The organism is Streptomyces sp. NBC_00988 (assembly GCF_045162645.1).
Taxonomy (GTDB): Bacteria; Actinomycetota; Actinomycetes; order Streptomycetales; family Streptomycetaceae; genus Streptomyces.
This window is the reverse complement of record NZ_CP108730.1, coordinates 5,610,706-5,623,490: the sequence shown is the minus strand read 5'-3', so window position 1 is coordinate 5,623,490 and position 12,785 is coordinate 5,610,706. Positions and strand designations below refer to the sequence as shown.

General features: G+C 69.3%; 8 protein-coding genes. 4 read left to right on the top strand and 4 right to left on the bottom strand.

Annotated elements, in window-relative coordinates; genetic code table 11:
• Positions 1–220 precede the first annotated feature (220 nt).
• Positions 221–1,342 (top strand): ADP-ribosylglycohydrolase family protein, encoded by a 1,122-nt coding sequence (locus OG496_RS25535; RefSeq protein WP_405972531.1) that lies wholly within the window; start codon positions 221–223, stop codon positions 1,340–1,342.
• 6 nt (positions 1,343–1,348) lie between these two features.
• Here OG496_RS25535 and OG496_RS25530 read toward each other — a convergent pair whose 3' ends face one another.
• Together OG496_RS25530 and OG496_RS25525 are read right to left on the bottom strand one after the other, a co-directional pair.
• On the bottom strand, positions 1,349–2,938 hold the full coding sequence (locus tag OG496_RS25530; RefSeq protein WP_399398472.1) for a sodium:solute symporter family protein: 1,590 nt from the start codon (positions 2,936–2,938) through the stop codon (positions 1,349–1,351).
• 135 nt (positions 2,939–3,073) lie between these two features.
• Positions 3,074–3,862 (bottom strand): SDR family oxidoreductase, encoded by a 789-nt coding sequence (locus tag OG496_RS25525; protein ID WP_405972530.1) that lies wholly within the window; start codon positions 3,860–3,862, stop codon positions 3,074–3,076.
• Positions 3,863–3,943: 81 nt separating this feature from the next.
• Between OG496_RS25525 and OG496_RS25520 the strand changes: the two genes are divergently transcribed.
• Positions 3,944–4,783, top strand: a complete 840-nt coding sequence (locus OG496_RS25520; protein WP_366496878.1) for a hypothetical protein — start codon at positions 3,944–3,946, stop codon at positions 4,781–4,783.
• Here the strand turns inward: OG496_RS25520 and OG496_RS25515 are convergent, their stop codons facing one another.
• Positions 4,784–6,688 carry an MFS transporter gene (locus OG496_RS25515; RefSeq protein WP_405972529.1) on the bottom strand — a complete coding sequence of 635 codons (1,905 nt, stop codon included), beginning with the start codon at positions 6,686–6,688 and terminating at the stop codon, positions 4,784–4,786.
• A 199-nt stretch (positions 6,689–6,887) separates the two neighbouring features.
• Positions 6,888–10,301, bottom strand: coding sequence for a D-alanyl-D-alanine carboxypeptidase (locus OG496_RS25510; RefSeq protein ID WP_405972528.1), 3,414 nt, complete (start codon positions 10,299–10,301; stop codon positions 6,888–6,890).
• Between the two features lie 299 nt (positions 10,302–10,600).
• Between OG496_RS25510 and OG496_RS25505 the strand changes: the two genes are divergently transcribed.
• Complete coding sequence (locus OG496_RS25505; protein WP_026150485.1) at positions 10,601–11,353, top strand: GPP34 family phosphoprotein; 753 nt, start codon at positions 10,601–10,603, stop codon at positions 11,351–11,353.
• A 394-nt stretch (positions 11,354–11,747) separates the two neighbouring features.
• Complete coding sequence (locus OG496_RS25500; protein ID WP_033287311.1) at positions 11,748–12,605, top strand: helix-turn-helix transcriptional regulator; 858 nt, start codon at positions 11,748–11,750, stop codon at positions 12,603–12,605.
• Positions 12,606–12,785: the final 180 nt, after the last annotated feature.

Below are 12,785 nucleotides of genomic sequence, written 5' to 3'. Positions count from 1 at the left end.
GAGCGCAGCGGAATCGCCGAAGGCGACGCGACCGTAGGGAGCGCCCTTTACTCGGGCCGTGGAAGCCCGACACTGGCCGAGAAGCGAGTGGCCCAACGGTCACGTCTCCAACACCGGTAGGTCCGACTCCGCGTATACCGATCCACCCCCTCAACCCACCGTCCCCGTTCGATTACAGTGCTGAACTGACTCGTACGTACGGACGGAGCCCGAGGAGGCCTTGGTGAGTACGGCAACCGCGGCCGTCTGGGGTCGGGTCGAGCAGCAGGATTTTCGGAGTCGGGTGCGGGGAACGCTGCTCGGGGCCGCCGTGGGGGACGCGCTCGGCGCACCCGTGGACCTGCTGGCGATCGACGAGATCCGGGAGGCCTACGGTGCGGAGGGCGTCGTAGATCTCGCCTTCGGGTACGGGCGGCGGGGGGCCGTCACTCATCTCACTCAGCTCAGTCTCTTCACTGTCGATGGGTTGATTCGGGCGCAGGTGCGGCGCGATACCGGGGCCTGGCATCCGCCTACCGATCTGCATCGGGCCTATTTGCGGTGGGCCGCGACCCAGCATGACTGGGGGCCCGATGAGCGGCGTAAGGACGATGGATGGCTTGCGCGCGAGGAGTGGCTTTATGCGCGGCGCGATCCAACTCGGGCTTGTTTGCTGGGGTTTGGCGATGAGCGGATGGGGACGCTTGACGCGCCCAAGAATCCTGGCGAGGTGGGCGGGGAGGCCGCCGCTCGTTCCGCGCCTTTCGGGTTGCTCGTGGGGTGGGAGCCTCAGCTGGTGATGCAGCTCGCCGTGGAGTGTGCCGCTCAGACCCATGGGCATCCCATCGGGTATCTCTCCGCCGGTGCTTACGCCGTCATCGTGCACGGGCTCGCCCGCGGGGAGAGCCTCGACGCCGCCGTGCAACGGGCGCTCGGCCTGCTGGCCGTCAGACCCGGGCACCAGCCCGTCTCCGTCGGGCTCCAGCGCGCCCTCGGCGCCGTACGGCAGGGCATGCCCACCTCCGCACGGGTCGAGGAACTCGTGGGGGAGGGGAACGCGGACGGGGCACTCGCGGGGGCTGTCTACTGCGCGCTCGTCGGCGAGGACGTACGGCACGGGCTGTGTCTGGCCGTGAACCAGGGTGGGCCCTCCGGGACTGCCGGGGCGCTCACCGGTGGGCTGCTCGGGGCCCTGCATGGCGAGACGGCCCTCCCGCCGGCCTGGCTGGCCGAGCTGGAGGGCCGTCCCACGTTGCTTGTGCTTGCCGATGACTTCGCGGTGGAGATGACCCAGGGGCCCGCGTTGCACGGGCCCGCCGGATCCGCTCCCGGCTGGATCGCCAGATACCCCAGAGGCGCGTAGCCGTAGCTACGACTGGCTGCCCACCACGTCGTCCCCCGCACCCGCCTGCGTACCCGCCTGCGCCGGTACCGCCACAGCCGCCGCGTCCCCGTCGTCGTCCCCGCCCCCGTTGATCTTCTCGATCAGCGCGTCCCGTTCCGGGGTGTCCTCGGGCTTCACGTAGCCGATGAGGATGTAGAGGACCAGGGAGACCGCGAGCGGGATCGACACCTGGTACTGGAGCGGGACCCCGCCGTCCACCTCCCAGTTGATCGGGTAGTTGACCAGCCAGAAGGCGAACAGGCCGGCTGCCCAGCTCGTCAGCGCCGCCGTGGGACCGGACTTGCGGAACGGTCGCAGCAGGCCCAGCATCATCGGGATCGCGATCGGGCCCATCAGGCCGGCGACCCACTTGATGACGACCGTGATGATGTCCTTGAACGTGGGCGAGTTGATCTGTGTCGCCACCGACATCGACAGGCCGAGGAAGACGACCGTCGTCACCCGGGCCGCGATGAGCCCCGAACGGTCGTCCCACGCCCGGGCCTTGGCGGACACGACCGGCGCCACGTCCCGCGTGAAGACCGCCGCGATCGCGTTGGCGTCGGAGGAGCACATCGCCATCGTGTGGGAGAAGAAGCCGACGACCACCAGGCCCAACAGGCCGTGTGGCAGGAGCTGTTCGGTCATCAGGCCGTAGGAGTCGGAGCCGTCGGGCTTCTGCGCGTGGACCAGGAGCGGCGACATCCACATGGGGAAGAACAGGACCGTCGGCCAGATCAGCCACAGCGCCGCCGACAGCCGGGCCGAACGCTCGGCCTCGTGGGGGCTCTTGGTGGCCATGTAGCGCTGGGCCTGGTTGAGCATGCCGCCGTTGTACTCGAAGAGCTTGATGAAGAGGAACGCGAGGAGGAACACCGTGCCGTAGGGGCCGACGAGCGGTTTGCCGTGGCCCTGGAGCGCCGGTTCGTCCCAGGCGCCGAGGAAGCCGATGCCCTTGTCGTGCAACTTCAGTACGACGGCCACGAACATGGAGACGCCGGCGAGCAACTGGATGATGAACTGGCCGAGTTCGGTCAGCGCGTCCGCCCACAGGCCGCCGATCGTGCAGTAGACCGCCGTGATCGCGCCGGTGATGAGGATGCCCTGGTTCAGGGACACACCTGTGAACACCGACAACAGGGTCGCGATCGCGGCCCACTTGGCCGCCACGTCCACGATCTTCAGCAGCATCCCGGACCAGGCGAGCGCCTGTTGGGTCTTCAGGTTGTAGCGGTTCTTCAGGTATTCGAGAGGCGACGCCACGTGGAGCCGTGAGCGCAGCCGGTTGATGCGGGGCGCGAACAGCTTGGAGCCGATGGCGATGCCCAGCGCGATCGGGAACGACCAGGTGATGAAGGACGTGACGCCGTAGGTGTAGGCGATGCCCGCGTAGCCGGTGAACATCACCGCGCTGTAGCCCGACATGTGGTGCGAGATGCCGGACAGCCACCACGGCATCTTTCCGCCGGCCGTGAAGAAGTCGCTCACGTTGTCGACGCGTTTGTGCGACCACACACCGATCGCCACCATCACGCCGAAATAGCCGATGAGCACGGCCCAGTCGAGCCCGTTCATATGCGCCCTCCCACGATTGAGCCGGTTCAGCCCGGGGCTCATCGTGGGCGTTCGCGCGTGAGCACGACAAGTAAGCGTGCGGTCAAGGGGGAGTAAAATCGTTCGGATTGATGTTCCGCGTTCACCTACATGAACTCACCGCATCAGCTCCCCGGCGTTGACCAGCAACGACTGACCCGTGATCGCCCGCGCCCGTTCCGACGCCAGGAACACCGCCGCGTCCGCCACATCCCCGTCCGTCGCCAGCTCGGGCAGCGCCATCCGGTCGGCCAGCCGCTTCAGCACCTCCGCCTCCGGCACCTTCTCCGTGTGCGCGGTGAACTGCACGTACGCCTCCACCGGCGGCCCCCACATCCACCCCGGCAGCACGGTGTTCACCCGGATCCGGTACGGCCCCAACTCCCTTGCCAGCGAGTACATCGCGCTCGTCAGCGCCCCCTTCGACGCCGCGTACGCCGCCTGCCGCACCTGCGAGGGCGCGGCCACGGCCGACTGCGTCCCGATGAAGACGACCGAACCGCCGCCCGCCTCCTTCAGCGAAGGCAGGCAGGCCCGTGTCATCTTCAGCGTCCCCAGCAGGTTCACGTCGATCACCGACTGCCAGGTCGCGAAGTCCGCGTCCTCGACCCCGCCGAAGTAGCTGTCCCACGCGGCCACTTGGACCACCGCGTCGACCCGACCGAACCGCTCCCGCGCCAGCGCCACCAGCGCCTCGCACTGCCCCTCGTCCGTGATGTCCGTCGCCCGGTACGCCGTGTGCGCGCCGTCCGGATCGATCTCGGCGGCCGACTTGGCGAGGTTCGCCTCCGTGCGCGCACCGAGCACGGCGTTCCCTCCGTCCCGTACGACGGCGGCGGCGACCTGGTGGCCGAGTCCGGCCCCGACCCCCGAGACGACGACGGTCTTGCCCGCGAGCAGCGACATCCGATCCCTCCCGGGGTCTGGCGGTTTATCTGACGGGGCGTCAGAGTATGGGCGACCGGCGGAGGACGGAAGGGGAGCGACGTGAGCGAGGAAACCCGGAGCGACGTGTACGCCGAACTGGCCGCCGTAGGACCGTACGGAGTCCGGCCGGGGCATGCGCTGATCACCATGGTCGAACCGCATCCCGGCCACGAGTACGCCTACAACCGCTGGTACGAGGACGACCACTACTACGCCGGCGCGATGGCCATGCCCTGGATGTACTCAGGCCGCCGCTGGGTCGCCACCCGTGACCTCCAACTCCTGCGCCGGCCCGAGAAGTCGGCCATCGCCGAGCCCGTCACCGCCGGCTGCTACCTCTCCACGTACTGGGTCACCGAGGGCCGCTACGACGACCACATGAAGTGGACCGTCGGCATCAACAAACGGCTCAATCGGGATGGGCGGGTGTACCAGGACCGTACGCACGTCTTCACCGCGTTCCAGGACCACGAGGCGACCGTCTACCGCGACGGCGCGGCGGGCCCGCGGGACTTCCACGCCCTCGACCACCCTTACGCCGGGCTGGTGTTGGAGGTCGTCGACAGTGAATCGGCGGACCAGCGCGCCGAGTTGCTGGAGTGGCTCCGCTCCCGGCAGCTGCCCAAGCGGCTCGCCGGGTCACCGGCCGCGATGGTGACCGTCTTCCGGCCGACACCGCTGCCGGGCGACCGCATGACCTACGTCAAGCAGGTCGAGGGGGTCGACACCCGGCTCACGTTGCTGTGGTTCCTGGAGGCGGATCCCCGGGACTGCTGGGAGGAGTACTTCGCGGACCTGGAGACACCGGTGGCCGAATCGGGCCTGGGGCGGGTGGAGTTGGTGGCACCGTTCATCCCCACGGTGCCGGGCACGGACAGGTACGTGGACCGGCTCCGCTGACTACTTCAGCTCATCGGGGCAGGGCGTGCCGCGGGGCAACTGGTAGGGCGCCGCCAGCCGATACGTCCCCGTCTTCGGCGCCAGCAACATCGTCCACTTGTCGCCCTTGGAGTCCTCCTCCGTCTCCATCAGACACCCGTTGAGGTTGTCGAAGGTCTTCGGCGTGCCCTCGGCGCGGTGCTTGGACGCGTCGGTCTCCTGCGGGGCCTTGAGGCTCTTGCCCTTCGCGTCGACGATGCTCAGCCACGGCGAGTACGGGATACGGATCAGGATCCGCCCCTTCTTCTTCACCTCGATGGTCAACTCGCCCTGCTCCGCCCGGTCGACGACCGAGTTCGGCTCGGCGAGCGGCGTCGGGTCGGTGACCTGGAACAGCTGCCAGTTCGTGTCGCCCCAGACCTGCTTCAGATACGGCATCCCGCGCTGGACCAGGGCCCGTTCGCGCTCGCCCCCGTCGCCGTCCAGCTTGTCCTTCGGCAGCACGACGTAGTGGACGGCCCAGCGCTGGAGCCACTCGTGGTAGTTCGCCGAGTTGAGGGTGTCGTCGTAGAAGAGGGGGTTGCGCTCCATGTCGGCCTGGCGGTTCCAGCCGCGGGCCAGGTTGACGTAGGGCGCGAGTGCGGAGGCCTCGATGTGGGACGCGGCCGGGACGACCTCGACGCGGCCGCGCTCGGCGCCGACGGTCTGGAGTTCGTTGACGAGCGGCGCGAGTTCGTGCGACCAGGACGCGGCCGGGGCGGTGTTGATGACGTCGTCGACCGACTTGAAGCCGATCCACCCGTTGAAGCCGACGAAGGCCAGCGCGATCGCGTACCACTTGCGCGAGCGCGGCACCGCGAAGGGCAGCGCGGCGATCAGGGCCACCCCGGCGAACAGCATCGCGAGGCGGCTGATGTTCGAGCCGATCTGCGAGCTGACCAGCCAGACCAGGATGACGCCGATGCTGTACACGGCCGCCGTGATCCGTACGGTCGTCCACTCGCGCGGCACCAGGAAGTAGACGATCACCCCGGACGCCAGCGGCAGGATCATCGAGCCGAACAGCATCGGCTGCGTACCGGAGAACGGGAACAGCCAGGCGGATACGGCCACCACGGCCGCGGGCGCGAGGCCGAGGGCCCACGCGCCGGGACGTCGCTTCTGCAGGAACAGGGCCACAGCCACCAGGCCCACGAACAGCCCGGCCACCGGCGACGACATGGTCGCGAGCGCGGCCAGCGGGGCGGCGCACAGGGCCTTCGCCCAGCGTTTGTAGCGCCAGCGGTAGGGCCAGCAGAAGACCACGGCCACCGCGCCGAGCCCGAACACCAGGCCCAGGCCGTACGTCACTCGGCCCGACGCCGCGTTGCACAGCAGCGCGAAGACCCCCGCGAGCGAGGCCCACAGCGGGTTCTTCACCGAGCGGCTGCGGATCAGGATCATGGTGAGCAGGCCCGCCGAGATCGTCCCGGCGATCATCATCGTCGTACGGACACCGAGGACCGACATCAGATACGGCGAGACCACGCTGTACGACACCGGGTGCATGCCGCCGTACCAGGCGAGGTTGTACGCCGAGTCCGGGTGGCGGCCGACGAACTCCGCCCACGCGTCCTGCGCGGCGAGGTCGCCGCCACTGTTCGCGAACGTGAAGAACCAGACGACGTGAAGGACGCCGGAGAGGAGCGTGAAGCCGATCACCGGGTGGCGGAGGAAGGGGGCGCGGAGACGGTCGACGAACCGCGTCAGGCGTGTGCCGCCCGCACGGGTTTCGACCTCACGGGTTCCGGCGTCGTCCGTGTGCTGGGCGCCGGCGGCCGCGTCATCCGCCTTGTCTGGCGCGGTGTGCGCGGGCACGCGTATTCGCGGGCCGGTCACCGGGCCCGGATCGGCATCGTCGGCGCGTGTCGGCTCCGCTGTGGCCACCTGAAGGCACTCCCCGTGTCCCGTCTTCTGTTCCCGGCCGCGTTCCGTCCCGTTCCCGGCCTGTTCGACGCCGCGTCCCGCTCGACCGGCGACGTGCCCCGATTCGCGACGCTAGCACGCACCCCGCCGACGGGCTCCCGGGTGGGGGCCCGCCGACGGGACGCGGTGACGTGCGTGGTGACGTGCGTCGCCCCGTGGGTCAGCCGAGGCGGGTCAGCTTGGACGTCAAGGCCGGTTCCGCGAGGTCCTTCTGGAGGGCGACCGGCACCTTGACGGCACCGCTCGAACCGTCGCCCACGGTGAGCGTGCCCACCTTGGTGCCGGCCTTCGCGGTGTGCGGTACGGCGTCGGGGGCGAAGGACAGCTTCACCTTCAGGCCCGCCCAGCCGACGGCCGCGACGTCCTTGGTGACGACGACCGGCGTGTGACCGCCGAGCTGGTCGTCGACGTACCCGACCACGGTCCCCTTCTTCAGGATCTTCGCCGAGGTCATCGCGTCCTGCGCTGCGAGCATCGCCGTCTTGCTGACCGCGTTGACCGTGTCGATGATCGGCGCGGTGTGCTGGCCGAGGATCGCGCCGACGACGACGGCCGTCTCACCGCCGACCTCCTTGGTGGCGGCGAAGAGCAGGTTGCCGCCGGCCGCGGTGGTGGTGCCGGTCTTGATGCCGAGCGAGTTGTTGTACGGCACCAGGCGGTTGTAGTTGGTCCACTTCTTGCCGGACGGGTCGACCCAGCTCGGCAGCTTGGTGATGTCCATCAGCGCCTGGATCTTGACCAGTTGGTTGCCCAGCTTCACCTGGTCCTCGGCGGAGGAGACGGTCGTCTCCTTGAGGCCGGACGCGTCGGTGTACGTCGTGTTCGTCATCCCCAGTGACTTCGCGGTGTCGTTCATCTTCTTGATGAACGCCGCCTCGGAGCCCGCGTCCCAACGGGCCAGCAGGCGCGCGATGTTGTTCGCCGACGGGATCATGATCGCCGAGAGCGCCTGCTTCTCGGTGAGGACGTCGCCGGCCTTCACGGTGTTGAGCGTGGACTCGCCGTCCTTGTCGTAGCCGCCCTCCTTCTCGGCGGTCGCGTCGACGGTGATCTTCTCGCCCTCCGCGCCGGCCTTCAGCGGGTGGTCCTTGAGGACGATGTACGCGGTCATCGCCTTCGCCACGGAGCCGATCGCGACCGGCGTCTGCTTGCCGAAGTTGCCCATCGTGCCGATGCCGTTGACGTCCATCCAGCCCTGGCCCTCGCTGGGCCACGGGAGGTTCACCTTGCTGCCGTCGAAGGTGTACGAGTCGTCGGCGGTGAGAGTGAGGGACGGGGTCGGCAGCGGGCGTACGGCCTGTACTACTGCAAACACGATCGCCAGGAGGATGACCAGCGGGGTCCAGATCTTGACCCTGCGGATCGCCGTGCGGACCGGGGTCTCCGGGGGCGGCGGGGTGTTGGTCAGCTCGGCGAGGAGGTCCAGCGGGGGCTTCGGGGGGAGCGGCTGCTGGGTGGTGTGCTCGGGGCCGACGTGGGGGACGGGGCGGGTGGCGTCCCTCGGGGGCGTTTCCCTGCGGGGCTCGTCGAGGGGCTTGAGGGCGACGAACCTGCTGGTGCGTTCGGCGGGGGTCTCGGGGGTCTTCGGAGAGGTGGGGACCGTGGGGGCCTTGAGCATGGTGGTCGGCTGGTCCACCGCGGGCTTGGGCGGGCGTACGGCCTTGAAGACGGTGGTCGGGTGATCGACGGCCTCGGCTCCGCCATCGGCCGTCTTGGTGTTCCCACCCGCACCGCCCGTACGGGTCTTGTTGCCGCGTGCGGGTGGGCCCTGGGGGGCCTTCTCGTCGGCGGCGGCCTTCGGTCGTGCGTCGGAGGGGGCGTCGGCGTCGGCAGTGGCGGGGATGGCGTCTTCGGGGCCGGGGCCGGGGCCGGTGCTCCGGGGGTCCGCGGCCGTGTCGCCTTCGGCGGCTGCCGCACCGGGGGCCGCGTCTGCGGTGGGGGTGGGTTCGCCTTCGGCGGCTTCCGGGTGGCTGTCGGTCTTCGGGGCCGTCGCCTCGGCGGGTGTCTTGCCGTCGGCTGACTCCGGACGGTTGTCGGTCTCCGGCCCGGTCACGTCGGTGGACGCCTTGCCTTCGGCCGACTCCGGGCTCTCATCGGCCTTCTGCCCGCTCGCGTCGGAGGACGTGTCGCCCTCGGCGGACTCCGGCCGGCCGTCAGGCTTCGCGCCGGTCGCTTGGGCGGACGTCTTGCCTTCGGCGGGTTCCGGGGCGGTGTCGGCCGCGGCCTCGTCCACCTCGGCTTCCGCGGACCCGGCATCAGCGGTCTTGCCCGCCTTGGGGGCATCGCCCAAGCCGGTGTCGGTGGCCTCTGGGTGCGCGTCGGCACCGGCGTGGGAATCGCCGGTGGTCGCGGCCACGGGGGCCTTGTCCGTCGTGGAGACAGGCTCGTTGTCGGTGGTTTCCGGGTGTGCGTCGCCATCCGTACTGGCCTCGCGGGTCGCCGTGGACGCGGGGGCCTTGTCCGGCTTGGAGCCCGGCTCGTTGTCGGTGGTTTCCGGGTGTGCGTCGGCATCCGTACCGGCCTCGCCGGTCGCCGCGGCCACGGGGGCCTTGTCCGTCGTGGAGACAGGCTCGCTGTCGGCGGTTTCCGGGTGTGCGTCGGTATCCGTATCGGCCTTGCCGGTCGTCGTGGACGCGGGGGCCTTGTCCGTCGTGGAGGCAGGCTCGTTGTCGGTGGTTTCCGGATGTGCGCTCGTATCCGCGTCGACCTCGTCGGCTTCCGCGGTCGCAGGAGCCCCGCCCGTCTCGGAGTCGTCCTCCGAGGCGGTGTCCGCGCCGGCGTCGCCCGCAGCGGCAGCGTCAGCGACCCGCTCGCCCTTCGTCACGTCGTCGCCGTCGGACTCGCTCTCGTCGGCGTCAGCCGAATCGCGCGCCTCGGCGTCCCCGGCGGGCTCAGCGCTGCCGGGGTCACCAGTCACCCCGGCATCCGCATCCGCGCCCCGCTCGCCCGCGTCGGTCTCCTGGGCGCTCTCAGCGCCCCTGGAAGCGTCGGCCACGGAAGTTTCCCCCGCGTCCTCGGCGTCCCGGGTCTGCGGGCCTCCAGCGCGCGTCTCCGCGTCCTCGGGGCCCTCGGCCGTAGCGACGTCCACGTCCTCCGAGCCCTCGGTCACGTCAGCCGTCTCGCCCCCGGCCGGCTTCTCCGCGTCCTCGGGGTCATCGGTGCCGGTCGGCCGCTCCCCGTCCGACCCCGACGACACCCAGGCCGCCACAGCCGCACGCAACCGCGCATCGCCCTCGGAGCTGCCCGAGCCGCCCGACCCGCGCTTGGCGGAAGGGTTCTGCGTATCGGCGTCCTCGGAGGTCTCGGCGTCGCCGGACCCACCCGGCTCCGCCTCAGGCGCCTCCGTCTCCTCCCGCAACTCCCGGATCGAGAAGATCTTCGTCGCCGTGTCCACACCCCCGCGCTGAGCCGCGGACGCGGACGGTGCCGCGTCCTCGCGGGCCACCGCCAACCGGGGATCGCGCTCGCCCCTGGCCTCAGGAACCGGACTCGCGCTCCCCGGCGTCGGTTCTGCCGACGACTCGCGCTTCTTCGACCTGTCGGGGGACTCGCCCGCCACCGATGCCTCCTCCATGCGCCGCACGCGCCGCGTGCGTCAACCGAACCGACCGAGATAACCGAGTTAGCTACAAAAACAGCCACAAAATCAGCTGGAAGCCAGCTGGATGTCAGCTGGAAAACCTCTTACCCGCAGTCCGGACGACGCATCAACACCGTTGTCCGAACCATGTACCAGTGTCCTGTGTGCGGGCTTAACCCCTGCGGTAGACGAGAACGACATACCTGCCGGTTCCATCACGAAGCGGTCACGCACCCTCGACAGACCAATGTGAGAGGGGTCACCCTGTCATTCATCCACGCGGGGAGGCATGGATGGGCAGGAGCCGCAGAACTCTTCCGGAAGAGCTTCTGTTGCTGGCATTGGACCCGGCCACGGGTACCACTGCACAGCCGCAGTCGCTCGACCTCGGTCTGGCCGGAGCACAGCTAGTGGAGCTGGCGCTGGCCGGACGGATAGCCCCAGACGGGGATCGTATCGCCGTGGTGGTACCACGGCCGACCGGAGATCCGACTTTGGACTGCGCGTTGGAGTTGCTGCGAAGGCGTGGCGCTCCGGTACGTGCAGTGAACTGGATTGGCGGGCCCCGACTGGGACTTCGCCAGACCTACCTCTCGCATCTGGAGCGGTGCGGCATGGTGCATGCCGTGGCGGGACAGATGTGCGGGGTGCTGCCGACGACTCGCTACCAAGCGACGGACAACGAGATCAGCCGCGAGATCAGGGGCCGACTCGATTCCGCGATCCGCACCGGTGTGCCACCGGACCCGCGGACAGCCGCGCTCGCCGCACTGGCGCACGCGGTAGGTCTCGGCAAACACCTGTATCCGGGTAACGAGGGACGTTCGTCCCGCTCCCGGCTGCGGGACCTGATCAGGCACGACCCCATGGGCGGACTCGTGGCGCACGCCGTGATGGACGTCCAGAACGGAGTGGCGGCACAGCCACGCCGTAGCCCGGCCCCGGCCGGCCGTCAGGCCGCGCCCGGATCAAGGCCACCGGAACCGGCTCGTGGTGTTCCGATGCAGCCGCACCGCGGCACCATGGCGCGCGCCGTGGCTCACTGAGCCGCAGTCCCACGGCACACGCCCGCACCGCGGAGGCACACCGCACGACCGGCACCGACGCACCACCGCATGACCGCAGTACACGCCGCACCGCAGTCCCCAAGACCCGGTTCGGGAGCCGCTGGTCCGAGCGGGGTGGAGTAGACGTAACGTCTCTCCACCCCGCTCGGCCGCATCTACGGACGCCTTCGCGGACGCCTCGGGCAATCCGAACCTGGCTCGTACCTGCCGCATATCCACCGTTTCCCAGCGGTAGAAACCACCTTGGTGGCAGTCTGCTCAACAGCAGATACGCAAAGTGGCAAGCAAGTGGCAAGCAGTGAGCAGCAAGCAGCGGTAAGCACAGCAGTAAGCAGTGGCAAGTAGAGGCATGCAGCCGGAGGTGCACGTTCCCGTGGCGTCAAGTGTCAATCCCACCGTCAGGAGACGCCGGTTGGGCCAGGAGTTGCGTCGACTCCGAGAGCTCAAGGGCATGACGGCCGAAGAGGTCGCCGAGCGGTTGCTGGTGTCGCAGTCGAAGATCAGCCGCCTGGAGAACGGGCGGCGCAGCATCAGCCAGCGCGACGTCCGCGACCTGTGCGGGGTCTACGAGGTCGAGGACGTCCGCATCGTCGACTCACTCATGCAGATGGCCAAGGACTCGCGCCAGCAAGGCTGGTGGCACTCCTTCGGCGACATCCCGTACAGCGTCTACATCGGACTGGAGACGGACGCGGCGAGCCTGCGCGTCTACGATCCGCAGGTCGTCCCCGGCCTGTTGCAGACCCGGCAGTACGCCGAGGCGCTCATCACCGGGGCGTTGCCCGAGACCGCGCTGGCCGATGTCGAGAAGCGGGTCCAGGTGCGGCTGCGCCGGCAGGAGCGGATCTCCGCGCCGGAGAACCCGCTGCGGCTGTGGACCGTGATGGACGAGTCCGCGGTGCGCCGCGTGGTCGGCAACCGCTCCTTGATGCGGGACCAGTTGGAGCATCTCGTCGAGCAGTCCCAGCTGCCGCACGTGACCGTGCAGGTGATCCCGTTCGACATGGGCGCCCATCCGGGGCTCAACGGGCAGTACGCGATCCTGGAGTTCCCCGACGCGGCGGACTCCAGCGTCGTCTACATCGAGGGCGTCACCAGCGACCTGTACCTGGAGAAGGCGAACGACGTCCAGAAGTACAGCGTGATGTACGAGCACTTGAGGGCGCAGGCCCTGAACGTGGACCAGTCCCGTCAGTTCATCGCGGACATCGCGAAGGAATACGCGCGCTGAGGGGCCCTGTTGGCGGAAGGTGCCGCAGAGTACACCTTCCGCCGGTCGGGATGGAAGACACCAGGGGTATATGCCACCCGGTCGAGTGAATGGCCGCTTCGCCCGCCGATGTTGGCGAGTAGCGTCGATCACGCCATCGAGCAACAGGCTTTGGCGCAAACCGTGTTGTACGTCCGATGT